We start from the raw sequence: 26,610 nt of genomic DNA, 5'->3' as shown, positions 1-26,610 counted from the left end.
CAAATGGCTTTATTTTGAACAGGAAGGAGGAATCTTCATGAAGCATATTTTGCAGGCATTTTTAGGGGATTCCCACACTCAATCATTTATCAAAGAACTGAAAAAAGGCCAGGACCATCAACTGATCTCAGGCTTATCCGGCAGTGCCCGGCCGATTTTTTACCAGACAGTCCATGAAGAGCTAGACAAACCGCTGCTCGTCGTGACGCCGAATTTGCTGCATGCCCAGCGGGTCTATGACGACTTGGTCAGGCTCATGGGGGAGCAGCGCGTGCGTTTGTATCCGGCGGAAGAAACGATCGCTGCCGATATCGCGTTTTCAGGTCCCGAGCTGCGAGCGCACCGCATCGATACGCTCGACCATATGAAATCGACCGGCAAAGGCATTTACGTCACGCCGGTTTCCGGCTTGCGCAAATTATTGCCGTCCCAGGAACAATGGGACGGGGCAACCTTGCGCGTAGCGGACGGGGATGAACTTGATACCGGGAACTGGTTATTGAAGCTCGTTGCGATGGGCTATTCCCGTACGACGATGGTCACTTCGCCAGGTGAATTTGCTTTACGTGGCGGCATCCTCGATGTCTACCCGCTGCATTTCGAGCATCCGGTACGCATCGAGCTATTCGACACGGAAGTCGATTCCATCCGCCTGTTCTCAGCAGAAGACCAGCGCTCGCTGGAGAAAATCGAGTCGCTATGCATTTTACCCGCTGTTGAATTGGTATTGTCGGCAGGACAGAAGCGCATGCTGGCCGACCGGATTGAAGACCAACTGACCGCGAGCTTGAAGAAACTCAAGGATGACGAAACGAAAGAGTTGATGCTGCAATACATCCAGCACGACATCGACACGCTCCGGAGCGGCGACGAACCGGAACAGCTGGCGAAATATGCCGCTTTGGTCGACTCGCAGTCCGCTTTTCTCGGTGATTATTTCCCTGGAGAAGGGGTCGTATTTTTCGATGAGCTCGGGCGCATACAGGAAATGACCGAAACGCTGGAGCGCGAAGAAGCGGAGTGGACAGTATCGCTCCTCGAAGAAGGAAAGTTCCTCCACGATGTGCCGCTGGCGTACCCGTTCCGGGAGGTATTGTCGAAACTCAAGCAGCCGGCCAATTTCCTATCGCTCTTTACGCGGACTTTCCCGCTCGTCACGATCAAGAAATCGCTCGCCTATTCCTGCAAGCCGATGCAATCGTTCCACGGGCAGATGAATTTATTGCAAGCTGAAATGGAACGCTGGACACTCGGCAAGTTCCGTGTATTTGTCGTGGCAAGTGGCGAAGAACGTATGCAAAAAGTACGTGCCGTTCTGGACGATTACGGGATGGAAGCGGAAATCATTACCGAAAAAACCATCGTGCAAGACGGTAAAACTTATCTCGTCGACGGCGAATTATCTGGCGGTTTTGAAATGCCGTTGCAGCGCATGGCGGTCATTACAGATGCGGAATTGTTCAAAAAGCAGCCGAAGAAAAAAACCCGCGCACAAAAATTGACCAATGCCGAACGCATCAAGAGCTATTCGGAGATCAAGCCGGGCGATTATATCGTCCACATCCATCACGGCATCGGCCGGTTTGTCGGCATTGAGACATTGGAAAGCGGCGGCGTGCATAAAGATTATCTTCACATCGTCTATAAAGGTGATGATAAATTATTCGTACCTGTCGATAAAATCGACCTTGTCCAGAAATACATCGCCTCGGAAGAAAAAGAGCCGAAGCTCCATAAGATGGGAGGCGTCGAGTGGAAGAAGACACGGACGAAAGTATCGGCTGCCGTACAGGACATTGCCGATGATTTGATCAAACTGTATGCAGAACGCGAAGCGCTCGAAGGCTTTACGTTCAGTGAAGACCAGGATATGCAGCGCCAGTTCGAAACGGAATTCCCTTACGAGGAAACGCCTGACCAATTACGCTCTATCGACGAAGTGAAAAAAGACATGGAGAGAAAACGCCCGATGGACCGCTTGATCTGCGGCGATGTCGGCTACGGCAAAACGGAAGTCGCCATCCGTGCAGCATTCAAAGCGGTGCTTGATGGCAAGCAAGTGGCGTTCCTCGTGCCGACCACCATTCTCGCCCAGCAGCATTTCGAAACGATGAGCGAGCGTTTCAAGGATTATCCGATTGAAGTCGGCCTCATGAGCCGCTTCCGTTCGAAAAAACAGCAAACCGAAACGGTCAAAGGCTTGAAGAACGGTTCAGTCGACGTCGTTGTCGGCACGCACCGCATCTTATCGAAAGATGTCGTGTATAAAGACCTCGGCTTGTTGATCATCGATGAAGAACAGCGTTTCGGGGTGACCCATAAAGAGAAAATCAAGCAGCTGAAATCGACAGTGGATGTATTGACCTTAACGGCGACGCCGATTCCGCGCACTTTGCATATGTCGATGATTGGCGTGCGTGATTTATCGGTTATCGAAACGCCGCCTGCCAATCGGTTCCCGGTGCAGAGCTATGTCATGGAGTATAATGGCGGGCTCGTGCGTGAAGCGATTGAACGCGAGATGGCGCGCGGCGGCCAAGTGTTTTATTTATACAACCGGGTAAGCGACATGACTCGCAAAGTGGACGAGATCCAGCAGCTTGTTCCGGAAGCGCGCGTCGGCTATGCCCATGGGCAGATGTCCGAGACCGAACTCGAATCGATCATCCTCGGCTTTCTCGATGGCGAATACGACGTTCTGGTAACGACGACGATCATCGAAACCGGCATCGACATCCCGAACGTCAATACACTTATCGTTCACGATGCTGACCGTATGGGCTTGTCGCAGCTCTATCAATTGCGTGGCCGTGTCGGTCGTTCGAGCCGCGTGGCGTATGCGTACTTTATGTACCAGCGCGATAAAGTGCTGACAGATGTCGCAGAAAAACGCTTAATGGCCATCAAGGAATTCACCGAACTCGGATCGGGCTTTAAAATTGCCATGCGCGATTTGTCGATCCGCGGGGCAGGCAATCTGCTAGGTTCCCAGCAGCATGGCTTTATCGATTCGGTCGGCTTCGATTTGTATTCACAAATGCTCGAAGAAGCGATTGAAGAACGCCGCACTGGCATGAAGAAAGAAGTCGTGCCGGAAGTGGAAATCTCGCTGACGGAAGACGCTTATATTCCAGACAGCTATATTGCCGACGGCTACCAGAAGATCCAGATGTACAAACGTGTCAAAAACATGGAAACTGCAGAAGAAATGGTCGACTTGCAAGATGAACTGATCGATCGTTTCGGCGATTTGCCGATTGAAGCCGAGCAATTGCTGCGCATCGCCCGCATGAAAGTCTGGGCGCGCGCGGCCGGTGTGGAATCGATCAAACAGCAAGGCGATCGCGTAACGGTCAAATTGAGCGAAGCAGGAACGGAGTCGATTGACGGGGGCAAAGTTGTCGAGGCTTCCGGCAGCTACGGGCGTGCAGTCGGCTTCACGATGAATGGCCAAGCACTCGTGTTGACAATCGACGGCAAGAAGACCGGCAAGCACCACCCATTTGACGTGCTTGAAGGCATGATGGAGATTTTAGCTGATTCCATTAGGGAAGAGGCGTCGGTCGGGTGACGAGGGGTGCAAATAGATGACAGCTCAATATTCGATGGCCAGTTTCTTGAAAGGCGCCGCGTTACTTGCGCTCGCAGGGTTTGTCGTCAAACTGTTGAGTGCCGTTTACCGGGTACCGTTTCAAAACCTGGTCGGCGATGAAGGCTTTTATATTTATCAGCAAGTGTATCCATTCGTTGCGATCTTCGGCATTTGGACGTCTTACGGCTTTGCGGTCGCCGTGTCGAAATTATTGGCGGAGCAGCATAATTCAAAGCACGCCGGCATTTTAAGCACGGCTTCCTGGCTCATGGCAATTCTTGCCGCCTCAGCGTTTGCTGTACTTTATTTCGGGGCTGGCATGCTGGCTGGCTGGATGGGCGACCCGGCGCTTTCAGGGGTGCTGCAGGCAGGGGCATTTGCGGTCGTCTTCATGGCACCGCTTGCCATCCTGAAAGGCCGTTTGCAAGCAATTGGCAATATGGCACCGGTCGCAACTGCTCAAGTGGCAGAGCAGGCAGTGCGCGTCGCGGTCATTCTGCTCGGTGCGTTTGCTGCCGTCAGCTATGGCTTCTCGCTTTATGTCGCGGGGCAAGTGGCAATCGCCGCTGCCGGCGCCGGCTCATTCGCGGCTGTGCTGTTATTATGGCGTTCCTACAGGAGGCAAAGAGAGCGCCCTTTTGGTAAGTTCCACAAAGTGACGGCGAAGAAATTGCTATTTATGAGTCTCGGTGTCAGCATGAGTTCGCTGTTATTGGTGCTATTTCAGCTGGTCGATTCATTTACCGTCTATCGCCTGCTCGAACAGCCGCTCGGGACAGAGGCGGCCATGGAACAGAAAGGCATCTATGACCGTGCGCAACCGCTCGTGCAATTCGGGATTTTATTGGCGACTTCTTTGACGCTGTCGCTCGTGCCATTGATTGCCCGTACGATGCAGAAAAAAAGCGGCCGCAGCCCGGCACTTTACGCGAGCCTCGCTTTGCGTGTGTCCGTGTTGTTTGCGGTCGCCGCCTCCGCCGGGTTGACGTTGGTTATGCCTTATGTCAATGAAGCTTTATTCAAGACGCCGGACGGATCTTTTGCACTCATCGTTTTTAATTGGCAAATCGTTTCGATGTCGCTTGTGCTGGTGTTGACGGCGATTCTGTACGGTTTTGGAAAAGTTGGTGTACCGGCACTGTTCTTGTTGATCGGCTTGCTGCTGAAACTGGCCGGCAATTTATGGCTGGTGCCCGGATACGGCATCACCGGGGCAGCGCTTGCCGGCAATATCGGCTTGGCGTTCATTGCGGCAGCGCTCATCTGGTATTTCAAGAAGGTTTGGCCGCTGCAATTTGCCCACGCCCATTTTTACGGCTGGCTCATGGCAGCGTCCTTGGCGATGGCTATTGCGGTTTATGCCTATGTAGTGGTGATCGCGCGGCTAGTGCCATGGTCCGGCCGGTTCGAAGCCGTATTCATCACGCTGACCGCCGTTCCGCTCGGCGCTGCCGTGTTTTTATTGGTGGTGGCGAAATCACGGATTATCACCGAGAGGGAATGGTACATTATCCCGTTCGGCCGCCGCCTGGCTGCGTTGCAATTGGCGCTCAATTCACGAAAGAAAAGGAGTTAGACAATGCATACCATTCATATACTCGGCCTTGGCGCCGGGGATCTTCTGCAATTGCCGCTCGGCGTATACCGTACTTTGAAAGAGGCGGACCCGCTTTACTTGCGGACAGCGGATCACCCGGTCGTTGAAGAACTGGAGACAGAAGGCTTACGTTACGAGAGCTTTGATGCAATTTACGAAAAGCATGATGATTTTGCACCGGTTTATCAGGAAATCGCCGATACGCTTATTGCGCTTTCGGAAAACGCATCCGTTTATTACGCAGTGCCGGGACATCCGCTCGTTGCGGAACAGACGGTGCAATTTTTGATCGAAGCAGAAAAGCACGGGCGCTGCACATTGTCGATTGCCGGGGGGCAAAGTTTTTTGGACGCCATATTCGGCGCGTTGCGCATCGATCCGATCGACGGCTTTCAGCTGGTCGACGGCATTGGCCTCGACAGCGACCGATTGAATATGACCGAACACATTTTGATCGCGCAAGTGTATGACCAATTCAGCGCATCCGAAGTGAAACTGTCGCTGATGGAGAAATACCCGGAAGATTACCCGGTAACGATTGTTACAGCCGCAGGGGCCACTTCAGAGCGCCTGCGTACGGTGCCGCTTCACGAACTCGACCGTTCGGCGGAAATCGATAATTTGACGACTGTCTATGTGCCGCCTGCAACGGAGCAGACCCAGCGTTTGAAAGAATGGCAGACATTCCGTGAGATCATCGCGAAACTGCGAAGTCCTGAAGGCTGCCCGTGGGACCGCGAGCAGACACATGAATCACTGCGTCCTTATTTACTCGAAGAAGCGCACGAATTGCTGCAGGCGATCGAAGAGGAAGATGACGAAGCCATCGCGGAAGAACTCGGCGATGTGCTATTGCAAGTATTCTTGCACGCGCAAATCGGCCAGGATAGCGGCTATTTCCAGCTGGAGGATATCCTAGAAGCCATCAGCGATAAAATGATCCGCCGCCATCCTCATGTGTTCGGTGATGTGGATGTGTCCTCTGCAAGTGAAGTCGTCAATAACTGGCAAGCGATCAAGCAGCAGGAAAAACCGGCGGGCGAATCGTTGCTCGATGGCCAGGATCGCTACAGCTCCTCACTTTTGACCTCATATAATTATCAGAAGAAAGCCGCAAAAGCAGGCTTTACGTGGAAAGATGCAGATGGTGCATGGGCGAAGTTCGAAGAGGAATTGCAGGAGTTCAAGATAGAAGTGGCGAATGGTTCCAAAGACCAGCAGCTCGATGAACTAGGCGATCTATTGTTCACGCTCGTCAACATCGCGCGTTTTTACGGCTTGTCGCCGGAACAGGCGATGGTCCAGGCGAACCGTAAATTCCGCACACGCTTTTCGCACGTGGAGCAGCGCGCAAAAGAAGGCGGCCGCACATTTTCGGATTACACATTAGACCAGCTTGACGGCTTCTGGAACGAAGCGAAAGCTGTACACGGAGAGGACGGAAATCATGAGACTCGATAAATTCCTGAAAGTATCCCGCCTGATCAAGCGCCGCACCTTGGCGAAGGAAGTCGCCGACCAAGGCCGCATTTTGGTCAACGGCAATAAAGCGAAAGCGAGCAGCGTCGTCAAAGAAGGCGATGAACTGCAGATCCGCTTCGGGCAAAAAGTCGTCACCGCCCGCATCGACCAATTGCGCGAAAATGTTCGCAAAGAACAAACTGCGGAAATGTACACGATCTTGAACGAAGAAAAGCTTGATAAAGTGGACCCAAGCTTTGTGGACGACGAATCATAAAGAATGAAAAAGAACCCAGCCGGTTAACGGTTGGGTTCTTTTTGTATGTTGAAAATAAGATGATGTGAATAGTTGGAGTGGAATAGTGATGAGGTGAGATTGCGCTTCAACTGCTGCTTTCCGGGGGGCGGGCATCGAGCCAATGTGCCGCAAAAAAGCGCGACACATTTGTCTCGCCAGTCCCGCTCGGTCCCCCAGGAGTCAGCAGTTTCCGCTTCATCTCTAGGTTTAGATTGGTAAGTAGTTGTGTCATCCTCTCCACTCAGCAAATGAAGAAATAGAGTGCACTTTTTCTCGGTAGACCAGTTTACTGATTTTGTTCAGCACATGCATTTCCAACTAAGCGACGTATTCAAAAGCGGACGAGTCATACAAAACCGGAACCATCTTACTTATTTACTTCAACGAAATATCCAAGCCGCCAAGCGCACAAGGGTGAGCCGAAGCAATGAGACAGCGGGTTTCTGGCTCATTGCGAAAGGCCAACCCCAAGCGGGGCAGCGACTAACAAAGCGATGCAAAATACAATGAACGAACCTCGTCGCACATAAACTTCATGACCCAACTCGCTTAACCCATTAAGCGCATACCCAAAAGCGGACGAACCATCCAGAACCGAATCCATCCGACTCATTCGATTCAACGAAATGTCTAAGCCGCCAAGCGCACAAGGGTGAAGCGAAGCCAAGAGACAGGCGTCCTTCCTGGCTCATGGCGCGAGCTCAACCCCAAGCGAGGCGGCGGCTACCAAGGTGATGAAAAAACAAAACTTACTTCTCCATACATGAAAACTTCACTCCACTAAAAATTCGACAACGCAAAAAAGAGCCTCGCCATTTGCAGGTAAGGCTCTTCATTCGTATCAATAAGTTCAATCGCCCATCAAAGTCACGAGCACCGCTTTTTGGGCATGCAGGCGGTTTTCGGCTTCCTGGAAAATGACTGAATGGGGGCCTTCCAGAATATCGGCCGTCACTTCTTCCTCGCGATGGGCAGGTAGGCAGTGCATAAAGATGTAATCCGCTTTCGCGTGCTGCACCAGTTCCGCATTCACTTGGAAGCCTGCAAAATCATTCAAACGTTTAATGGCTTCGGCTTCCTGGCCCATGCTCGCCCAGACATCCGTATAGATAGCGTCGCTGTTTTTCACGGCTTCGACGGGATCGTGGGTCACTGTCACCACAGAACCGGTATCTTTGGCGATGGCTTGTGCGAGATCGACCATTTCGGCTTGCGGTTCATAGCCTTTCGGGGCGGCGATCGCGATATCGAGCCCGACTTTTGCGGCACCGATCATCAAGGAATTGGCCATATTATTGCCATCCCCGATATACGCCAGCTTGCGGCCTTTCAATTCCCCGAAATGTTCCGTAAGCGTCATGAGGTCAGCCAGTACTTGGCATGGGTGGTAATCGTCCGTCAAGCCATTGATAACGGGAATCGAGCTGAATTCAGCTAGCTCCTCGACTGCAGATTGGTGGAATGTGCGGATCATCAGCCCGTCCAAATAACCCGACAACACACGTGCCGTATCGGCAATCGTTTCACCGCGTCCAAGCTGTGTATCCTGGGAACTCAAGAACATCGCGTGCCCGCCGAGCTGCAGCATGCCGGCTTCAAACGAAACGCGTGTGCGGGTCGATGATTTCTCGAAGATCATGCCGAGCACTTTTCCTTTCAAGAGCGGTAAATGTTTATTTTCCGGTTTCTTCAATTCAATCGCTAAATTAAGCAAGTCGAGAATCTCCTCGGAGCTATAGTCTTTCAAAGATAAAAAATCTTCTTGGGCAACGGTCGGGGCTAGGGGCATGATCATTGTCATTGGGCAAGCACTCCTTTCAAGCGTTCAGATTGTATTTTTAAGCTTGTGGCGAAAGCATCGGCCGTTTCCGGACGCGACCAGGCGTGGAGGCGGTGGATGGCAGCTTGCGCCATGCGGCTGGCGTCGGGTGTTTCGGAAAAGTCGATATAGGCGGCAGCGTCTTTCGATGTTAACCACTCGTTAAACGAAAGTTGGTCTTCGGTCACGATCGTGAAGCCTTGCGCGCGAAAGGCGTCGAGCTCCTGTGAACTGTCGCTGTCCGCCGCGGCAAAAATTGTGGAGCTTTGCTTTAATTGGGCCAGTTGGACAGAAGCGCCGGTCAGCGCTTTTTCGAGCGCGTCTTCAAACAGTTTTGCAGTGCCGATCACTTCGCCGGTCGACATCATCTCGGGCGATAGGACAGGGGACAGGCCAGGCAATTTGATATGGGAGAACACCGGGGCTTTAACAGTGAAGTCCGGCTGTCCGTTGTACATGTCTTCGATACCCAGCTCATCGTACGGCACGCCGAGCAATAGGGCGGTCGCGTGCTGAACGAGCGGCACATCCGTCACTTTCGAACTGATCGGTGCCGTGCGCGACGCCCGGGGATTGATTTCCATAACGAATAATTGATCTTCTTCATAGACAAATTGGATATTGAACAGCCCGGTGTAATCGAGTTGTCTCGCAATATGCTTCGCGGTATCGATCAGCTTTTGCTGCTGGACATCTGTTAATGTCAAGGGTGGTGTGCTGGCGATGCTGTCACCGGAATGGACGCCGGTCCCTTCGATATGCTCGAAGATCGCCGAGACCCAGACATTGTTGCCGTCCGTTAATATATCGGCTTCGGCTTCTTTGCCGGTGACGAAATAGTCAACCAATACCGGAAATGCCTTGTCAGCTCCAGTGAGCCAAGCATCTAGCTCCGCTTGGTCGTGAAGCACGATCATGCCGCGTCCACCGATGACATAGGAGGGGCGAAGCAAGACCGGGAAGCCGAGCTTTTCCGCTGCCGGCAGCACTTCTTCCGGCGCATTCGCCGTTGTCCCGGGGATGGTCGGCAAACCGATCGACTCGAGAAATGCATAAAAGCGGTCGCGGTCTTCCATTTGATCCAGCAAATCGACCGATGAGCCGAGCACGGTAATGCCCGCTTCTTCCAGCGCTTTCGCCAAATTAAGCGAAGTCTGTCCGCCGAATTGGAGGATGACTTGGTGGATGCCTTCAAATTCCAGGACGTTCAAGACATCTTCCGCCGTGATCGGTTCGAAATAAAGCGCATCTGCCACTTCGTAATCGGTACTGACGGTTTCCGGGTTGTTATTGATCATGACCGCTTCATAGCCAAGCTTCTGTGCGGCCATGACACTGTGCACGCAGCAATAATCGAATTCGATGCCTTGGCCGATGCGAATCGGCCCCGAGCCAACGACCGCGACTTTTTTCGCGTCATTCGAGCGGTCGACATCCGCGTCATTGTCCCACGTCGAATAGAAATAATTTGTATTCGAGCGGAATTCAGCGGCGCATGTATCGATCATCCGGTAAGCTGGCGTAATTTTATAGCTTCTGCGTTGCCCCCAGATTTCAGCTGCTGGCACTCCCCAAACATCGGCCATTTGCTGGTCGCTGAAGCCGAGCTTTTTCGCCTGCAATAAGCGCTCAGCGGTTACGGTGTTCCAGCTGATCGATTTGAGGTCTTGCCATTCTGTGACAATATTCGATAAAACGTAGAGGAAATAAGGCGTGATGCCGGTAATGGCGTGCAGTTCATCGATCGTTTTCCCGCGGACGAGCAATTCGAATAAGACGAATAAGCGGCGGTCGTCCGGCTTCATAGCGAGTTCCAGCAAATCACCCGTCGGCAATGCAGAGATGGCGGGAAGGCGGAACCCGTCTATCGGAAGTTCAAGCGAACGCAGCGCCTTTTGCATGGCAGCTTCCATGCGCCGCTCGATCGCCATCACTTCGCCGGTCGCCTTCATCTGCGTACCGAGCGAACGGTCCGCTGAAGGAAATTGGTCGAACGGCCAGCGCGGGATTTTCAAGGCGACGTAATCGAGCGCCGGCTCGAAGCTGGCATAGGTCGTGCCGGTTACCGGATTCTTCAGTTCATCGAGCGTATAGCCGATCGCCAGCTTAGCCGCGATTTTTGCGATCGGATAGCCGGTCGCTTTGGAAGCGAGCGCGGATGAACGGCTGACGCGCGGGTTAACTTCAATCAAAAAATACTCGGAGGTTTCCGGATGGAGGGCGAACTGCACATTGCAGGCGCCGATGATGCCGAGCGCTTCGATGATGTTGATGCAGGATGAGCGCAGCATATGGAAATCCGGGTCGTTCAAGGTTTGGCTCGGGGCGACGACAATCGAATCGCCGGTATGCACACCGACCGGGTCCAAGTTCTCCATATTGCAGATCGTGATGCATGTGCCGGAAGCATCGCGCATCACTTCATATTCGATTTCCTTGTATCCCGCGATGCTCGTCTCGACGAGGCATTGCTTGATCGGGCTTGCCGATAAGCCTTGCGTGACCAATTTGATATAGGCCACCTCGTCACTTGCGATACCGCCACCGAAACCGCCGAGCGTATAGGCAGGGCGGACGATAACGGGATAGCCTGTGCGCTCCGCGAAAGCGAGCGCCCCGTCGAGCGAATAGATGATGTCGCTATCTGGAACCGGCTCGCCGAGTTGCTTCATCAAGGAACGGAACTGGTCGCGGTCTTCCGCTTTTTTGATGGCGGCCATATTGGTACCGAGCAATTCGACGCCGTATTGCTCCAGGATGCCGGCATCGGCCAGCGCCATCGCCAGATTCAGGCCAGTCTGGCCTCCGACAGTCGCGAGCAAGCCGTCGGGGCGCTCCTTTTCGATGATTTTAATGGCGGATTCGAGCGTCATCGGCTCGAAATACACTTTGTCCGACACGCTTTCATCGGTCATGATCGTCGCCGGGTTGTTATTGATGAGCACCACTTCGATGCCTTCTTCTTTTAATGCAAGGCATGCTTGGGTACCGGAATAGTCGAACTCTGCGGCTTGCCCGATGACGATGGCGCCGGAACCGATGACAAGTACTTTTTCAATGGATTCTATCTTAGGCATGCATTTTCACCTTCTTCATTTCATTTACCGTCTCCAGGAACTCGTGGAACAATGCGAGATGATCTGCCGGGCCGGGAGCCGCTTCCGGGTGGAATTGAACCGTCGTAATCGGCAATTGCGGATGGATCAAGCCTTCGATGCTGCCGTCGTTGACGTTTTCGTACAACACTTCAAAAGGCGTGTCCGGCAGGCTCTCTGCTTCAACGACATAGCTGTGGTTTTGGGAGCTCATGCTGACGCGTCCGGTCTTATTGTTTTTGACGGGATGGTTGGCGCCACGATGGCCGTAAGCGAGCTTCGCTGTTTTCGCCCCGAAAGCAGCAGCCAGCACCTGATGGCCAAGGCAAATGCCAAATGACGGATAGCGTTCTGCCCATGAGCGATAGACAGGCAAGCGGCTGTTCAATGCTTGCGGGTCTCCCGGGCCGTTCGAGAACAATAGCCCGTCAACGCCGAGAGTTTCGGGAAGGTCGATTGCCCCGTTGTATGGGATGATGCTGACCGTGCAGCCCAGAGCGAGCAATTCTTTTAAGATGGAGGCTTTGTAATGGAAATCGACCAGGCCGATATGCAAAGGGCCTTCGCCGACCTGTTTCGTCTTCGCCGCTTCGCAGGCCGGGAAAAAATCGGTCTTAAGCATTTGCCATGGCTGTTCAGGGAAGTTCGTATGAAGCAGCTGCGCCGGCATGGTGCCCGTTTCGCGAACCTGTTGGATGACTGAGCGTGTATCGATGCCGCTGAGGAGTGGAACGCCTTGCGCTTCTGCGAATTGTGCCAGCGAAATTGCCTGTTTTGGCAACGGGCCCGCATACAGCTCTGCAACAATGATGCCCGAGGCTTGGATTTTTTCGGATTGTGCATAAAGTGATTCGATGCCGTATTGGCCGATCAATGGATAGGAAAAAACGATGACCTGACCTTTATAGGAAGGGTCGGTAATGACTTCCTCGTAGCCCGTCATGCCGGTGAAAAAGACGACTTCTCCTTGTACTGCCGCTTGTGTGCCGTGCCATGTTCCGGTATACGATGCGCCATTTGCCAAAATCAATTTCCCTGTCATGATCCACACTCCTTTTTTGAATATATATACATTATAATTAATTTTTATAATAAATGATGTGTCCTGTATTATAAAGATGCATAAAAATTAAGTCAACAGCATTTTTATTAATTGTCTGGAAAAGGGGTTAAATTCCGGTTAAATACAGGAAAAAAGGAGAAAGGGCTTACAGAAAATCTTTTAAAATGGAATGTTTTTCATGTATAATAATGACAAAATCAGTTGGGAAGGGGCGTCCATAGATGAAGAGAGAGAAAATGCATGAAAATCAGGGAGTGACCCCGCTGCAAAATGAATACACGCGGGCTGTGGAAATCGAAGACGCACGGAAAAAGCGGCACAAAGTGGTATTGTACAGAAGGCTTGCAGTATTCGGCTTGGTGGTACTATTGACGAGCATTTGGCTCGGCTCAACCATTTATGCACAATCACAGACCATTGCGGAGAAAGAACAGATTCAACAGGAAAAGTTGGCCGAGCTTGAAGAAGTACAGAAGCAGCAGGCCAAGCTTGAAGAACAGATCCGTTTGTTGAATGACGACGATTATTTGTCGAAGCTTGCGCGCAAGGATTATTTCCTGTCGGATGAAGGGGAGATCATTTTCACCTTGCCGAATGATGCCGGGAAATCACAAGAAGATAGCGAAGAAAAAGAGTAGTCGGTTGACACTCACCCTTTCATCGCTATAATTAAAGGTGGGATCAGTCCCGCAAACTGTCAATTTGGCCCGAACCTGGAGTCATCTTAAATTTTAAGGAGGAGCATTTTTTTTATGTCGATTGAAGTAGGCAGCAAGTTAGAAGGAAAAGTCACGGGTATTACAAACTTTGGAGCGTTCGTACAGCTTCCAACCGGTGCAACAGGCCTCGTGCATATTAGTGAAGTCGCCGACAACTATGTGAAAGACATTAACGATCACTTGAAAGTTGGCGAAATGGTAGAAGTGAAAGTGATGAATGTAGAAGCAGACGGGAAAATCGGTTTGTCGATCCGCAAAGCGAAGCCTCAGCCTGAAGGCGGCACAAGCCGTCCAAGCCGTCCGCGTCCGAACAATCGTTCTTTTGACCGCGCCCCTAAGGAAACCTTCGAAACGAAGATGGCAAAATTCCTGAAAGACAGTGAAGACAATCTGTCGACGCTAAAGCGTGCCACAGAATCTAAGCGTGGCGGTCGCGGCGCGAAAAGAGGCTAACTTGCTAGCTGTTTTAATAGCATAGAGAAAATGCTTCAACTTAGTTGAAAAATGAACATGGAACGCTTTTCCTTTCGGGGAGAGCGTTTTTTTATCGGCCGAAAACTTGAAGCGGTAGGAGAAAGGGGTGCGTTTGTCTAAGTAAGTAGACAGCTCAGTAGGCATTAGTCCTGCACGATACAGCGGAAAGGTGTGGAAAAGATGGAACAACAGCAAGTCCTTCAGGCATTTGATGAGTACGAAATCTACTTGGAATCTCTCCAAAAGACCTTATCAGAGTCCGACGACGCACATAAGCCGATCGCGGATGGCAAATGGTCGATTGCGCAAATGGTCCTGCATCTCGCGGAATGGGACCGTTTTATTCGCAGCGAGCGCTTGCCGCATATGAAAGAAGGGGCACATCTGGAACCTTTGCCGGAAGTCGATGAATTCAACCGCCGTGCCATCGATAAAGCCGAAACGATGGATTTTCCGTCAATTGTCACGCAAGCCATCGAAGAGCGCCGAATGTTGAAAGAGCAGCTTGCATCTGCCACTCCTGGTCAATGGAATGCCGTGTTCTACGTCGATGATAAGGATATGACAATGGGGCGTTATTTCGGTGATCTCACCAGCCACGATGCCCATCATTTCAAGCAAATCGACACTTTTTTAACATAAAAAAAGCAGCGCCCTCCATAACGGAGGGCGCTGCTTATAACAGGATGGCGGCAGAGGGGATCGAACCCCCGACCTTACGGGTATGAACCGTACGCTCTAGCCAGCTGAGCTACGCCGCCTTGTTCAAACGAACAGTTTATATCATACTATCCTCAATACATATGTGTCAATTAGCATTTTATGTTTTTGCGATATTTATTTTATTTAGGCTGGAAAACAGTCAGAACAGGAGGGCATGCCATGGATCATTATGAACAAACGATGCTTGCATACCAAAAAAAGCACAGGCTTTTCGAAAAGGGAAATCGTCTTGTCATCGGTGTTTCCGGCGGCATCGATTCGATGGTCCTTTTGCAGTTTCTTGCAAAAAAGCGGCATCAACTGGGTGTGCATCTCACAGCAGTGCATATCGATCACATGCTGAGGGGCGAACAATCTGCGGAAGACCGCCGCTTCGTTGAACATTATTGCAAGCTATGGGAAGTGCCGTGTGTAAGTTTTTCAGTCCCTATCCCTGCGATTTTAGCTGAATATGGCGGGAACGCACAAAGTGTCTGCCGGAACGAACGCTACCGGATATTCGAGCAAGTAATGGAAAAAACCGGATCCACGGTTCTCATCACGGCCCATCATGCAGACGATCAATTGGAGACCATTTTGATGGAAGGCATGCGAGGCAGCCTGGGTAACGGGGCTTTTGGCATGCGTCTCAAGCGCCCACTTGGCAGCGGCATGCTCGTGCGGCCGCAGCTTGCGGTCACCAAAGAGGAAATCACCCAGTACGCACAACTGAACAAAGTACCATACCGTGAAGACCCGAGTAATGCCAGTGACGCTTACACGCGAAACCGTATCCGCAAGACCATTTTACCGGCAATGGCACAGGAAAACCCTCGCGCTTCGTTACACTTTTCAGAGCTTGCCGAACAAATCAATGAAGACTCAGCGTTCCTCCAGCAGCTCGCTGAAGGAACACTAAAGGAATTGCTGTCTTCAGATAAGGAATTGCTTATTTCTGCCGAAAGTTTCAGAAGCCATCCCTCTGCTTTACAAAAAAGGATGGTTCTACTACTATTAAACTATCTATATGATGATAAGCGAGTGTTAATAACGAGCCATTTGGCGGAACAAGTGCGCGAGCTGCTGCAGAGTTCCTCGGGCACTGTTTTTTTACATTTGCCGCAAAATTATATGATGATACGCCAATACGACCAGGTATTCTTTGAAAAGCATTCAGAAAACCTGCAGCGCCAGCGGGCGGATATAGGCCGGCTGTGGTCACCGCCTGTCCTTGGTTCCCGTTACCGGGTTGTGCCGGTCGGTGAAGAGCCGGAAGCAGAGAATGCCGTTTTTTGGTATTTCCATTCCGAAAAGACGGATTTCATGCTTCGCGGAAGAGAGCCGGGCGACCGGATCTTATTGGCTGGCATGAGCCAGGCGAAAAAATTGGCGCGGCTGATGATTGATGAGAAAATCCCGTCGCAGCAGCGGGACGACTGGCCAATCATCGTGGCCGGAAAAAATGAAGTATTACTGGTGCCCGGTTTGCGCATCGCCGCTTGCCTGAGCCGGACCAAGCGTCCGGCAGACAACCGAGTATTAGTTGAACAATGCATAGACTATGCAAAATGAGGAAGAAACTAGGAGGCCCACCATGCTACAAAAGGACATTAAAGAAGTATTGATCAGCGAAGAACAGCTTCAGGAGAAAGCGCGCGAACTCGGGGAAATATTGACGCGTGATTATGAAGGGACATACCCGCTTGCCATCGGCGTATTGAAAGGCGCCATGCCATTCATGGGCGACCTCATGAAACGCTTTGACGGTTATGTGGAAATGGATTTCATGGATGTTTCAAGCTACGGAAACGCAACGGTTTCTTCAGGTGAAGTCAAAATCGTCAAGGATTTGAACGCAAGCGTCGAAGGCCGTGACTTGCTGATTATCGAAGACATCATCGACAGCGGGCTTACACTGAGCTATTTGGTGGACCTGTTCAAATACCGCAAAGCGAACTCCATTAAAATCGTTACGCTTCTCGACAAGCCGACTGGGCGCAAAGTGGATTTGAAAGCGGATTACATCGGATTTGAAGTGCCGGATGCGTTCGTTGTCGGCTACGGCTTGGACTACGCAGAAAAATACCGCAACCTTCCATATATTGGAATACTTAAGCCGTCCGTTTACAGCGGTGAAGAGGAATAGTCAAAGAACGTTCAAAGAGCCGATGATTTCAAGCATGCCGTAAAGGCTTTTCATTGTATGCATTTTTGTCCCTGTGTTAGTATTTAGTATAGTTTTGGGAAACTTTGTGAGGAGGCGCGGGATGAATCGAATATTCCGATACACCATATTTTATCTACTGATATTCCTAGTCATCATCGGTATTCTAGGAACTTTCAATAATAGCAACCAACCGACGCAAAATATTGGCTATGGCGACTTTCTGGATGCGCTGAACGCTGGCGAAATTACAGAAGTGACCATCCAGCCGGACGCACAAGTGTACGAAGTGACCGGCCGCATGACAGATTATGATGAAGGCGAATCGTTTGTAACCAATGTGCCGATCGAGAATGAGGCGTTGGTAGCGCAAATTGACGAGCTTGCAACAGCGCAAGAAGGAGTGGAAGTCGAATTTTTGAAAGCGCCGCAAACTAGCGGATGGGTTTCATTCTTTACCGGCATCATTCCATTCATCATCATCTTCATCCTGTTCTTCTTCTTGCTCAACCAATCACAAGGCGGCGGTGGCGGCCGAGTGATGAATTTCGGGAAAAGCAAGGCGAAATTATACGATGACCAGAAACAAAAAGTTCGCTTCGACGATGTAGCCGGAGCGGATGAAGAGAAGCAAGAGCTTGTCGAAGTAGTGGATTTCCTGAAAGATCCGAAACGCTTCGGTGAAATCGGTGCCCGCATTCCGAAGGGTATCTTGCTTGTCGGGCCTCCGGGTACCGGTAAAACTTTGCTTGCCCGTGCAGTAGCCGGTGAAGCAGGGGTGCCGTTCTTCTCCATCAGTGGTTCGGACTTCGTCGAAATGTTCGTCGGTGTCGGGGCTTCGCGTGTTCGTGATTTGTTCGAGAACGCGAAGAAAAACGCACCATGTATCATCTTCATCGATGAAATCGATGCAGTCGGACGCCAGCGCGGTGCCGGCCTTGGCGGCGGGCATGATGAGCGTGAACAAACGCTCAACCAATTGCTCGTCGAAATGGATGGCTTCGGCGCGAACGAAGGCATCATCATCATCGCTGCAACCAACCGTCCGGATATCCTGGATCCGGCACTTCTGCGTCCTGGCCGTTTTGACCGCCAGATCACAGTCGGCCGCCCGGATGTCAAAGGACGTGAAGAAGTGTTGAAAGTCCATGCGCGCAACAAGCCGCTTGATGACACAGTCGACATGAAGGCAATTGCACAGCGGACGCCTGGCTTCTCCGGTGCAGACCTTGAGAACTTATTGAACGAAGCAGCGCTTGTCGCCGCTCGCCGCAATAAGAAGAAAATTGACATGGCCGATATCGACGAAGCGACAGACCGGGTTATTGCCGGTCCAGCAAAGAAGAATCGCGTTATTTCGAAAAAAGAACGCAATATCGTTGCATACCACGAATCAGGGCATACGGTTATCGGCCTGATTTTGGATGACGCTGACATCGTCCATAAAGTAACGATTGTCCCGCGCGGCCAGGCTGGTGGATATGCCGTCATGCTGCCTCGTGAAGATCGTTACTTCATGACCAAACCGGAACTTCTTGATAAGATTGCCGGCTTGCTCGGCGGTCGCGTTGCAGAGGATATCGTCTTCGGTGAAGTATCCACTGGCGCGCACAATGACTTCCAGCGTGCAACAGCGATCGCCCGCAGCATGGTGACTGAATACGGGATGAGCGATAAGATCGGCCCGATTCAATTCGGCCAGTCCCAAGGCGGAAACGTCTTCCTTGGACGCGATTTCAATTCGGATCAAAACTATTCCGATGCCATCGCATTCGAGATCGACCAAGAAATCCAGCGCATCATTAAAGAGCAATATGTCCGGACGAAAGAGATCCTCACGGAAAAACGCGAGCTTCTCGAACTACTCGCCAACACATTGCTCGAAGTGGAAACACTTGATGCTGCACAAATTATGCATTTGAAAGAACACGGAACCTTACCGGAACGTTCGTATGAAGCCTTGAATGGCCGATACGAAAAAGATGAAGAAGGCGAAACGGATTCAGACGAGGTAAACCCGGATGTGACGGGCGCACCGAATGATCCATCATCAGGAGATTTGCCGGAAGAAGGCTCATCCACTGATTCGCAAGGACCGATCCGAGAAGACCGTAAATAACCGAAAGCCGGTGCCAGCCCTGGAAAGGGCTTGGCGCCGGCTTTTTGCTTTTGTAGAATTATGGTATGATGTGTTGGAAATTCAGCAGATAAATGGGGAGAATTTATGATCTTAGTGATGGATACAGGCAATACCAATATCGTCCTTGGCGTATACGACAACAACACACTGCTTCACCACTGGCGGATGGAAACCGACCGCCACAAAACCGAAGATGAATACGCTATGCAGATCAAAGCATTTTTGAATCATGTCGGTTTAGGCTTTGAAGCGATTGACGGCATGATTATGTCATCCGTTGTTCCGCCAATCATGTTTGCGCTGGAGCGCATGGCACAAAAATATTTCCACACCAAAGCGCTGGTTGTCGGGCCCGGGGTCAAGACCGGACTTAACATCAAATATGAAAACCCGCGTGAAGTCGGCGCGGACCGCATCGTCAATGCCGTAGCGGCTATACAGGAATATGGCGGCCCTTTGATCATCGTCGACTTCGGCACCGCCAACACTTTTTGCTATGTCGATGAAAAGAATCAGTACCAAGGCGGCGCAATTGCCCCGGGGATCCAAAGCTCGACCGAAGCGCTATATACGCGTGCGTCAAAACTGCCGCGCATTGAAATCACGCGCCCGGACTCCGTCGTCGGCAAAAACACCATTTCGGCCATGCAAGCTGGCATCGTTTATGGCTACGTTGGCCAGGCAGAAGGCATCATCTCCCGCATGAAAAAACAAAGCAAGCAGCACCCGACGGTCATCGCGACAGGTGGGCTAGCACCGTTGATTGCTGCAGAATCGGATATGATCGATCATGTCGACCCGTTTTTGACATTAAAAGGCCTACATTTCATTTATAAACGCAATCAAGCGTAAAGGAAGGAAGAATCAATATGCCAGATTATTTAGTACGCGGACTAGGCTTTAACGGCAATGTGCGTGCATTTGCAGTCAATACGACAAAAACGGTGGGGGAGGCGCAGCGCCGCCACCAGACCTGGCCTGCCGCGACAGCAGCCCTCGGGCGTTTAATGACAGGCGGTGTCATGTTCGGGGCCATGCTCAAAGGGGAAGACCGCGTCACCTTGAAAATCGAAGCAGGCGGACCGGTCGGTCATTTATTGGTCGATAGCGACGCCAAAGGTAATGTGCGCGGTTATGTCGCCAATCCACAAACCCATGTCGACAGCAAAGGCGGCAAACTCGATGTTAAAGGGGTCGTCGGCACAGACGGCATGCTCTCCGTCGTCAAGGACCTGGGCATGCGCGATTATTTCACCGGACAGACGCCGATCGTCTCTGGGGAAATCGCGGAAGATCTGACTTATTATTTTGTCGTCTCCGAACAAGTGCCTTCGTCAGTCGGCCTTGGCGTGCTCGTCGACACCGACAATTCGGTGCTCGCAGCCGGTGGGTTCATCATTCAATTGATGCCGGATATCGATGACGAAACCATTACATTGATCGAAAAACGTTTGGCTAATATCGAACCCGTCTCGTCCATGATCAAGCGTGGGCTCACGCCTGAAGGAATCCTGGAAGAAGTGCTGGGTGCAGATAATGTGCAAATCCTCGGGAAGATGCCTGTCCAGTTCAAGTGCACGTGCTCAAAAGAAAAGTTTGCAGAAGGCATCATGGGACTCGGAAAAGAAGAAATCCGCCAAATGATCGATACAGATGGCCAAGCGGAAGCGGAATGCCATTTCTGCCACGAAAAGTATCATTACACTAAAGAAGAATTGGAAGCATTGCTCAATGAACTCGAATCGAACTAACACGACACCGCAGAAACAGAAACGCCACTTAAAAACGAAGCCTGTGTTAATGGTCATCGGTATTTTATTATTAGCCAATTTGCTGTGGTTCATTGCGTGGCTCATCCCTAACGGCAGCAGTGCCGCAAACGAGGAAGTCGCAGTAGTCGATGGGGAAGAAATCACGCGGGCTGAATGGATGGCCTCGATGGAACAGCAGCATGGCCGAAGTGCCCTTCTCGAATTGGTCAATGAAAAAGTCATGGCCGCTGCGGCAGATGACTACGGCATCGAAGTATCCGACAAGGAAATCGACTTGGAACTGGCCATGATGCGGACCGCGCAGGACGGGACCGAAGAACTGCTGTATGCCAGTGACAACGAACGCCAGCGTGAAAAAGTGAAAGCGCAATTGATCTTGGAGAAAGTCTTGACAAAAGATGTCCTCATCGATGATCAGGCCATCAAAGACTTCTATGAAGACAACAGGACCATCTATGACGTCAAAGATTCCTACCGCACAAGCATGATCGTCTTGAATTCCAAAGCGGAAGCGGAAGAGGCGATCAAAGAACTCGACAGTGGCTCGAGCTTTGAAGCACTGGCACGCGAGCGTTCCATTGATAACGCCACAGGCAACCTCGGCGGGGATATCGGATTCGTATCTCCCGGCCAAGAGTCGATCGATTCCCAAATCGCGAAAACGGTCGAAAGCATCGAACCCGGCTCGTGGTCTGCCCCGCTGGCTCTTGAAGATGGACGGACCGCCGTCATTATGGTGAAAGAGAAAATCGAAGGCCGCACGTTCAGCTACGACGAAGTGAAAGAACATATCAGCCGGGAGCTGGCCCTCGAACAATTGCCTCAATCGGTTTCTCCCGAAGCCTTCTGGCAAGAATTCAATGCTGAGTGGTTTTACGGCGAAGGAGAATAAGCTATCGACACGCTCCCAAGATTGACAGCTCGCGCCGCAATTGATAGGATGAAATAAATAATGTCGACAAAAATAGTAGGGATTAGGAGTGGTAAACATGGCACGAGTAGGAAATTCAATTACCGAATTGATCGGGCAAACACCGATTGTTAAATTAAACCGGCTGACAGGACCTGAAGATGCGGAAGTTTACGTTAAATTGGAATACTTCAACCCAGGCTCCAGCGTAAAAGACCGGATTGCACTCGCGATGATTGAAGCAGCTGAAAAATCCGGCGACTTAAAAGAAGGCGATACCTTAATCGAACCGACAAGCGGCAATACAGGGATCGGCCTCGCGATGATCGCTGCAGCAAAAGGCTACCGCAGCGTACTCGTCATGCCTGAAACAATGAGCATGGAACGCCGCAACTTGTTGCGCGCATATGGTGCGGAACTAGTGTTAACGCCAGGCCCAGACGGCATGAACGGCCCGAACGGCGCCATCAAGACGGCTGAAAAACTGGCGGCTGAAAACTCTTGGTTCATGCCCCAGCAATTCAATAACGAAGCAAACCCTGAAGTGCACCGTCTGACTACAGGGCCTGAAATCGTCGAAGCGATGGATCAACTGGACGGCTTCATTTCAGGCATTGGGACAGGCGGCACGATTACTGGTGCTGGGCAAGTATTGAAAGAACACTACCCGAATATCCATATCGTAGCTGTTGAACCGACGGATTCCCCGGTCTTGTCCGGTGGAAAACCAGGCCCTCACAAAATCCAAGGCATCGGTGCTGGCTTTGTGCCAGCCGTGTTGAACACAGGAATCTATGATGAAATCATGCAAGTAAGCAATGAGCAATCGTATGAATTTGCCCGCAGAACGGCACGCGAAGAAGGCATTCTTGGTGGTGTATCATCAGGAGCCGCAATCTACGCAGCGCTTGAACTGGCGAAAAGACTCGGCAAAGGCAAAAAAGTATTGGCGATCTTGCCATCAAACGGTGAACGCTATTTGAGCACTCCGCTTTACCAATTTGACGAAAATAATGGATAAACCGAAGAGCCTTCTGAAAAGGGGGCTCTTTTTGTGCATAAACTGTAGATTCACGATAAGATAAGAGCAGTTTGTATAATAGTATTTCCCGGGAAATGACTGATTCCTCCAATTCAAACATGGACGGTGAACAAAGATGAACTTAGATGTACATGCACAAACACAAGTGATGGGCATATTGAATGTAACCCCGGATTCGTTTTCCGATGGCGGCCGATTCAACAACGTTGAAAAAGCGCTCGCCCGCGCCAAGCAAATGCTAAAAGACGGTGCCGCTATTATCGATGTGGGCGGTGAATCGACGCGCCCCGGCCACACGCAGATTTCCGACGAAGAAGAAATCGCCCGCGTAGTTCCCCTCATCCGGGCGCTCAAAGAACAAACAGAGGCAATTATTTCCATCGATACATACAAATCCGCTGTCGCCCGTGCAGCAGTCGAAGCCGGTGCGCACATTATCAATGATATTTGGGGCGCGAAATACGATCCTGAAATTGCCCGGGTAGCTGCAGACAAACAAGTGCCGATCATTCTAATGCACAACCGCGCCGAAGCGGTTTACAATGATTTTTGGCAAGACGCAAAAAAAGACCTTGAAGAAAGCATCCGCATCGCACAAGATGCCGGTGTTCGGAATGATCAGATTTGGCTCGACCCCGGTATCGGGTTCGCCAAGACGCTCGCGCAAAATGTCGAGATGATGCAGCGGCTCGATCAGCTCGTGGCAATGGGCTACCCAGTGCTCCTCGGTACTTCACGTAAATCATTCATCGGCAAATTACTCGATGCAAAAGTTGATGAGCGTTTGGAAGGCTCTCTTGCAACGGTAGCTTTCGGTATCGCGAAAGGCTGCCAAATCGTGCGTGTCCATGATGTGAAAGAAACGGTGCAGACAGTCAAGATGGTGGATTTCCTAACAGGCAAGACGAAGGTGGAGGGATAGGCATGGATTATATTCATTTAAACGAAATGGAGTTTTACGGCTATCACGGGGTATTTTCTGAAGAACAAAAACTTGGTCAGCGTTTCCGGGCAACAGTGACGCTAGCCGTCGATTTAAAACGTGCTGGGGAAACCGATGAGCTGCAACATACGGTTCATTACGGCGAAGCATACGAAACATGTCGACGAGTTATTGAAGGAAAACCTAAAAAGCTAGTCGAAGCAGTGGCCGAAACAGTAGCTGCCGAATTATTGAACCAATTCCCCTTGGTCCAGGGAGTTCGCATTCAGCTAATCAAACCCGACCCGCCGATTCCCGGGCATTACAAATCAGTAGCGATCGATATTACCCGGGGGGGCTTTCGATGAACGAAGCCTACCTATCTCTGGGGTCGAATATAGGGGACCGTAAAGCGCAGCTTCAAAAAGCGGTTCGTTTGCTTCAAGAGAATCCGTCCATCTCCAACATGAGAATGTCCTCTATCTACGAAACAGCTCCAGTAGGCTATCTCGACCAAGATGTATTCCTGAATCTAGTTATCCGCTTGGAAACCAGTCTCTCACCTTTGGGGTTACTGGCTGCATGCCAAGAAATTGAGCACGCTTTGCACAGGGAGCGGTTGGTTCGCTGGGGCCCCCGTACAGTAGATCTTGATGTATTGTTGTACGGTCAAGAGCAGCTGGCAACAGAAAAGCTCACCATCCCGCATGCCCGCATGTACGAGCGGGCATTTGTGCTCGTGCCTTTACAGGAACTGATGCCATCACTCATGCTTCCGGAAGGTCTAGAAACACAGGAAGTACATTTATGGAAAACGTATAAGGATGTAAATGCATTTTTACTTGATGAAAATTAGTTAACTAGATTAATTACGATTAATAGAACAACAAAGAATTCAGTTAGAAGTTGCCATAAAAGGGCAGCTTTTCTTATGTAACGGCAAGAAAAATTGTGTACAATAGATAAATACACGAAAGCACGTGGTTTTAACAGAAAAAGGAGTGTAGGAAATGTCAGAAGAGTTGAATGACCAATTAGTGGTGCGCCGCCAAAAAATGCAAAACTTCCGGGAACACGGACTTGATCCATTCGGGAAACGTTTTGAACGTACGCATCTTTCACAAGAAATCGTTGATCAATACGATCAATTTTCAAAAGAAGAATTAGAAGAGAAATCCGCTGAGGTTATTATTGCAGGACGCATTATGACCAAGCGTGGAAAAGGGAAAGCCGGTTTTGCTCACTTGCAAGATTTAAAGGGGCAGATTCAAATATATGTCCGCAAAGATGCCATCGGAGAAGATTCGTATGAATTCTTCAAAACAGCAGACTTAGGTGACATCATTGGTGTCCGCGGAACTGTTTTCAAAACAAACGTTGGCGAACTTTCCATTAAAGCGCAAGAAGTAGAATATTTAACAAAATCGCTTCGCCCTCTGCCGGAAAAATTCCACGGCTTAAAAGATGTAGAACAACGTTATCGCCAGCGTTACCTTGATCTGATCACAAGTGAAGAAAGTAAAGAAACATTCATTTTGCGTAGCCGCATCATTCAAGCAATGCGCCGTTACTTGGATAACCAAGGTTTCTTAGAAGTTGAGACACCGATGCTTCACTCAATCGCTGGTGGAGCCACTGCACGTCCGTTTATCACTCACCATAACGCGCTAGATATGCAATTATATATTCGCATTGCTATCGAACTTCATTTGAAACGTCTCATTGTAGGTGGGCTAGAAAAAGTCTATGAAATTGGGCGTGTCTTCCGTAACGAGGGTATCTCTACCCGTCATAACCCGGAATTCACTATGCTTGAACTTTACGAAGCATATGCTGATTACAATGATATCATGTCCTTGACAGAGAACTTAATTGCTCATACTGCACAAGAGGTTCTTGGTACAACCACTGTTCGTTATGGGGAAGAAGACATCAATCTAGCTCCGGGCTGGAAACGCCTGCACATGGCAGATGCAGTTAAAGACTACACTGGTGTAGATTTCTGGCAGCACATGTCGAAGGAAGAAGCACAAGCGCTCGCTAACGAACATGGAATTGAAATCAAACCGACTATGGAAGTTGGCCATATTCTCAATGAATTCTTCGAACAAAAAGTCGAAGAACAATTAGTCCAGCCTACATTCATTTATGGGCACCCAGTTGAAATTTCTCCTCTTGCCAAGAAAAATCCTGAAGACGAGCGATTCACAGATCGCTTTGAATTATTTATCGTGCGGAGAGAACATGCAAACGCCTTTACAGAATTGAATGATCCGATCGATCAGCGCGAACGTTTTGAAGCGCAGCTCATAGAAAAAGAAGAAGGAAACGACGAAGCTCATGAAATGGATGATGACTTTATCGAAGCATTAGAATACGGTCTTCCTCCAACAGGTGGATTGGGAATTGGAATTGATCGTTTAGTTATGCTATTGACTAATTCAGCTTCGATTCGAGACGTGTTATTGTTCCCTCAGATGCGACCAAAAGAATAAAGTGTTAGTAAAACCCGAATGAGCTATTTTGCTTGTTTGGGTTTTTTTAAAAAAACTATTGTGTTTATCGTGTTAAGGTGTTAAGATATTTCTTGTCGCGTTTTTAGTAAAAAGCGAGAAGCAAAGAAAAGCGAAATAACTATTGACTCTCCCAAGAGAGTTTGGTAGTATTTAAAAGTCGCTGTCACATTAAGCGAATTAACACATGAACCTTGAAAACTGAACAGCAAAACGTCAATAATACAGCCGCGAGCGATCGCGGCAAACTTACTGATCAGCTTCGGCAGATCAAAGCGAATCGCGCGTCTTATGACGGCGATACGCCAGCAGTATTGAGCAATCAAC

General features: G+C 50.4%; 22 protein-coding genes and 1 tRNA gene. 18 read left to right on the top strand and 5 right to left on the bottom strand.

What is annotated here, in order from left to right:
- The first annotated feature begins 37 nt into the window (after positions 1 to 37).
- From mfd to DP119_RS15455, 4 genes are read left to right on the top strand one after another with little or no spacing between them, the layout of a single operon-like run.
- Positions 38 to 3,571: a transcription-repair coupling factor gene (gene mfd / locus DP119_RS15470; protein ID WP_112233974.1), complete on the top strand. Its 3,534-nt coding sequence runs from the start codon at positions 38 to 40 to the stop codon at positions 3,569 to 3,571.
- A gap of 16 nt (positions 3,572 to 3,587) precedes the next feature.
- Positions 3,588 to 5,168, top strand: a complete 1,581-nt coding sequence (locus DP119_RS15465) for a putative polysaccharide biosynthesis protein (protein WP_112233973.1) — start codon at positions 3,588 to 3,590, stop codon at positions 5,166 to 5,168.
- 3 nt (positions 5,169 to 5,171) lie between these two features.
- A complete protein-coding gene (yabN, locus tag DP119_RS15460) occupies positions 5,172 to 6,650 on the top strand; it encodes a bifunctional methyltransferase/pyrophosphohydrolase YabN (protein ID WP_112233972.1) in 1,479 nt (492 codons plus the stop codon).
- The gene (locus DP119_RS15455) at positions 6,637 to 6,927 is read left to right on the top strand and encodes an RNA-binding S4 domain-containing protein (protein WP_112233971.1); all 291 of its coding nucleotides are present in this window, start codon (positions 6,637 to 6,639) and stop codon (positions 6,925 to 6,927) included. Before yabN ends, DP119_RS15455 begins: the two co-directional genes overlap by 14 nt.
- A gap of 871 nt (positions 6,928 to 7,798) precedes the next feature.
- On the opposite strand, the gene argF is transcribed toward DP119_RS15455, so the two are convergent.
- From argF to DP119_RS15440, 3 genes are read right to left on the bottom strand one after another with little or no spacing between them, the layout of a single operon-like run.
- Complete coding sequence (gene argF / locus DP119_RS15450) at positions 7,799 to 8,749, bottom strand: ornithine carbamoyltransferase (RefSeq protein ID WP_112233970.1); 951 nt, start codon at positions 8,747 to 8,749, stop codon at positions 7,799 to 7,801.
- Complete coding sequence (locus tag DP119_RS15445; RefSeq protein WP_112233969.1) at positions 8,746 to 11,844, bottom strand: carbamoyl phosphate synthase large subunit; 3,099 nt, start codon at positions 11,842 to 11,844, stop codon at positions 8,746 to 8,748. The genes argF and DP119_RS15445 overlap by 4 nt, the downstream gene beginning before the upstream one ends.
- A complete protein-coding gene (locus DP119_RS15440; RefSeq protein WP_112233968.1) occupies positions 11,837 to 12,904 on the bottom strand; it encodes a carbamoyl phosphate synthase small subunit in 1,068 nt (355 codons plus the stop codon). Before DP119_RS15440 ends, DP119_RS15445 begins: the two co-directional genes overlap by 8 nt.
- Before the next feature lie 242 nt (positions 12,905 to 13,146).
- Here DP119_RS15440 and DP119_RS15435 point away from each other — a divergent pair, with 242 nt between their 5' ends.
- From DP119_RS15435 to DP119_RS15425, 3 genes are all read left to right on the top strand, one after another.
- Positions 13,147 to 13,563, top strand: a complete 417-nt coding sequence (locus DP119_RS15435) for an FtsB family cell division protein (RefSeq protein ID WP_112233967.1) — start codon at positions 13,147 to 13,149, stop codon at positions 13,561 to 13,563.
- Positions 13,564 to 13,677: 114 nt separating this feature from the next.
- A complete protein-coding gene (locus DP119_RS15430) occupies positions 13,678 to 14,097 on the top strand; it encodes a S1 domain-containing RNA-binding protein (RefSeq protein WP_058382215.1) in 420 nt (139 codons plus the stop codon).
- Between the two features lie 201 nt (positions 14,098 to 14,298).
- Positions 14,299 to 14,760 (top strand): DinB family protein, encoded by a 462-nt coding sequence (locus DP119_RS15425; protein WP_112233966.1) that lies wholly within the window; start codon positions 14,299 to 14,301, stop codon positions 14,758 to 14,760.
- Between the two features lie 45 nt (positions 14,761 to 14,805).
- Here DP119_RS15425 and DP119_RS15420 read toward each other — a convergent pair.
- A tRNA-Met gene (locus DP119_RS15420) sits at positions 14,806 to 14,879 on the bottom strand.
- 121 nt (positions 14,880 to 15,000) lie between these two features.
- Between DP119_RS15420 and tilS the strand changes: the two genes are divergently transcribed.
- The 11 genes from tilS (at position 15,001) to lysS (ending at position 26,265) form a co-directional block, all read left to right on the top strand.
- Positions 15,001 to 16,392, top strand: coding sequence for a tRNA lysidine(34) synthetase TilS (gene tilS / locus DP119_RS15415; RefSeq protein ID WP_112233965.1), 1,392 nt, complete (start codon positions 15,001 to 15,003; stop codon positions 16,390 to 16,392).
- Positions 16,393 to 16,414: 22 nt separating this feature from the next.
- Positions 16,415 to 16,966, top strand: a complete 552-nt coding sequence (gene hpt / locus DP119_RS15410; RefSeq protein ID WP_112233964.1) for a hypoxanthine phosphoribosyltransferase — start codon at positions 16,415 to 16,417, stop codon at positions 16,964 to 16,966.
- Positions 16,967 to 17,087: 121 nt separating this feature from the next.
- Positions 17,088 to 19,103 (top strand): ATP-dependent zinc metalloprotease FtsH, encoded by a 2,016-nt coding sequence (ftsH, locus tag DP119_RS15405; protein WP_112233963.1) that lies wholly within the window; start codon positions 17,088 to 17,090, stop codon positions 19,101 to 19,103.
- Between the two features lie 105 nt (positions 19,104 to 19,208).
- The gene (locus tag DP119_RS15400; protein WP_112233962.1) at positions 19,209 to 19,976 is read left to right on the top strand and encodes a type III pantothenate kinase; all 768 of its coding nucleotides are present in this window, start codon (positions 19,209 to 19,211) and stop codon (positions 19,974 to 19,976) included.
- 17 nt (positions 19,977 to 19,993) lie between these two features.
- Positions 19,994 to 20,875, top strand: a complete 882-nt coding sequence (gene hslO, locus DP119_RS15395; protein WP_112233961.1) for an Hsp33 family molecular chaperone HslO — start codon at positions 19,994 to 19,996, stop codon at positions 20,873 to 20,875.
- Positions 20,856 to 21,788, top strand: a complete 933-nt coding sequence (locus tag DP119_RS15390; RefSeq protein WP_112233960.1) for a peptidyl-prolyl cis-trans isomerase — start codon at positions 20,856 to 20,858, stop codon at positions 21,786 to 21,788. The genes hslO and DP119_RS15390 overlap by 20 nt, the downstream gene beginning before the upstream one ends.
- A gap of 97 nt (positions 21,789 to 21,885) precedes the next feature.
- On the top strand, positions 21,886 to 22,827 hold the full coding sequence (gene cysK, locus DP119_RS15385) for a cysteine synthase A (protein ID WP_112233959.1): 942 nt from the start codon (positions 21,886 to 21,888) through the stop codon (positions 22,825 to 22,827).
- 136 nt (positions 22,828 to 22,963) lie between these two features.
- Positions 22,964 to 23,770, top strand: coding sequence for a dihydropteroate synthase (gene folP, locus DP119_RS15380; RefSeq protein ID WP_112233958.1), 807 nt, complete (start codon positions 22,964 to 22,966; stop codon positions 23,768 to 23,770).
- A 2-nt stretch (positions 23,771 to 23,772) separates the two neighbouring features.
- Positions 23,773 to 24,138 (top strand): dihydroneopterin aldolase, encoded by a 366-nt coding sequence (gene folB / locus DP119_RS15375; protein WP_112233957.1) that lies wholly within the window; start codon positions 23,773 to 23,775, stop codon positions 24,136 to 24,138.
- On the top strand, positions 24,135 to 24,626 hold the full coding sequence (gene folK / locus DP119_RS15370; RefSeq protein ID WP_112233956.1) for a 2-amino-4-hydroxy-6-hydroxymethyldihydropteridine diphosphokinase: 492 nt from the start codon (positions 24,135 to 24,137) through the stop codon (positions 24,624 to 24,626). The genes folB and folK overlap by 4 nt, the downstream gene beginning before the upstream one ends.
- A gap of 154 nt (positions 24,627 to 24,780) precedes the next feature.
- Complete coding sequence (gene lysS, locus DP119_RS15365; protein WP_112233955.1) at positions 24,781 to 26,265, top strand: lysine--tRNA ligase; 1,485 nt, start codon at positions 24,781 to 24,783, stop codon at positions 26,263 to 26,265.
- An 80-nt stretch (positions 26,266 to 26,345) separates the two neighbouring features.
- Here lysS and DP119_RS15955 read toward each other — a convergent pair.
- A partial coding sequence (locus DP119_RS15955; protein ID WP_205853891.1) for a hypothetical protein occupies positions 26,346 to 26,610 on the bottom strand: 265 nt, incomplete at its 5' end.

The organism is Planococcus maitriensis, assembly GCF_003289925.1.
GTDB classification, from domain to species: Bacteria; Bacillota; Bacilli; order Bacillales_A; family Planococcaceae; genus Planococcus; species Planococcus maitriensis.
The sequence above is the reverse complement of the archived record's forward strand: the minus strand, read 5'-3'. Positions and strand labels throughout refer to the sequence as shown.

Bases quoted from the DNA above. Each gene is read 5' to 3' on its own strand.
- DP119_RS15430 (WP_058382215.1), top strand. From the start codon at position 13,678: ATGTCGATTGAAGTAGGCAGCAAGTTAGAAGGAAAAGTCACGGGTATT.
- DP119_RS15435 (WP_112233967.1), top strand. From the start codon at position 13,147: ATGAAGAGAGAGAAAATGCATGAAAATCAGGGAGTGACCCCGCTGCAA.
- DP119_RS15390 (WP_112233960.1), top strand. From the start codon at position 20,856: ATGAACTCGAATCGAACTAACACGACACCGCAGAAACAGAAACGCCAC.
- hpt (WP_112233964.1), top strand. From the start codon at position 16,415: ATGCTACAAAAGGACATTAAAGAAGTATTGATCAGCGAAGAACAGCTT.
- lysS (WP_112233955.1), top strand. From the start codon at position 24,781: ATGTCAGAAGAGTTGAATGACCAATTAGTGGTGCGCCGCCAAAAAATG.
- hslO (WP_112233961.1), top strand. From the start codon at position 19,994: ATGCCAGATTATTTAGTACGCGGACTAGGCTTTAACGGCAATGTGCGT.
- ftsH (WP_112233963.1), top strand. From the start codon at position 17,088: ATGAATCGAATATTCCGATACACCATATTTTATCTACTGATATTCCTA.
- cysK (WP_112233959.1), top strand. From the start codon at position 21,886: ATGGCACGAGTAGGAAATTCAATTACCGAATTGATCGGGCAAACACCG.
- DP119_RS15425 (WP_112233966.1), top strand. From the start codon at position 14,299: ATGGAACAACAGCAAGTCCTTCAGGCATTTGATGAGTACGAAATCTAC.
- DP119_RS15455 (WP_112233971.1), top strand. From the start codon at position 6,637: ATGAGACTCGATAAATTCCTGAAAGTATCCCGCCTGATCAAGCGCCGC.
- mfd (WP_112233974.1), top strand. From the start codon at position 38: ATGAAGCATATTTTGCAGGCATTTTTAGGGGATTCCCACACTCAATCA.
- yabN (WP_112233972.1), top strand. From the start codon at position 5,172: ATGCATACCATTCATATACTCGGCCTTGGCGCCGGGGATCTTCTGCAA.
- DP119_RS15445 (WP_112233969.1), bottom strand. From the start codon at position 11,844: ATGCCTAAGATAGAATCCATTGAAAAAGTACTTGTCATCGGTTCCGGC.
- DP119_RS15440 (WP_112233968.1), bottom strand. From the start codon at position 12,904: ATGACAGGGAAATTGATTTTGGCAAATGGCGCATCGTATACCGGAACA.
- folK (WP_112233956.1), top strand. From the start codon at position 24,135: ATGAACGAAGCCTACCTATCTCTGGGGTCGAATATAGGGGACCGTAAA.
- folP (WP_112233958.1), top strand. From the start codon at position 22,964: ATGAACTTAGATGTACATGCACAAACACAAGTGATGGGCATATTGAAT.
- folB (WP_112233957.1), top strand. From the start codon at position 23,773: ATGGATTATATTCATTTAAACGAAATGGAGTTTTACGGCTATCACGGG.
- DP119_RS15400 (WP_112233962.1), top strand. From the start codon at position 19,209: ATGATCTTAGTGATGGATACAGGCAATACCAATATCGTCCTTGGCGTA.
- DP119_RS15465 (WP_112233973.1), top strand. From the start codon at position 3,588: ATGACAGCTCAATATTCGATGGCCAGTTTCTTGAAAGGCGCCGCGTTA.
- argF (WP_112233970.1), bottom strand. From the start codon at position 8,749: ATGACAATGATCATGCCCCTAGCCCCGACCGTTGCCCAAGAAGATTTT.
- tilS (WP_112233965.1), top strand. From the start codon at position 15,001: ATGGATCATTATGAACAAACGATGCTTGCATACCAAAAAAAGCACAGG.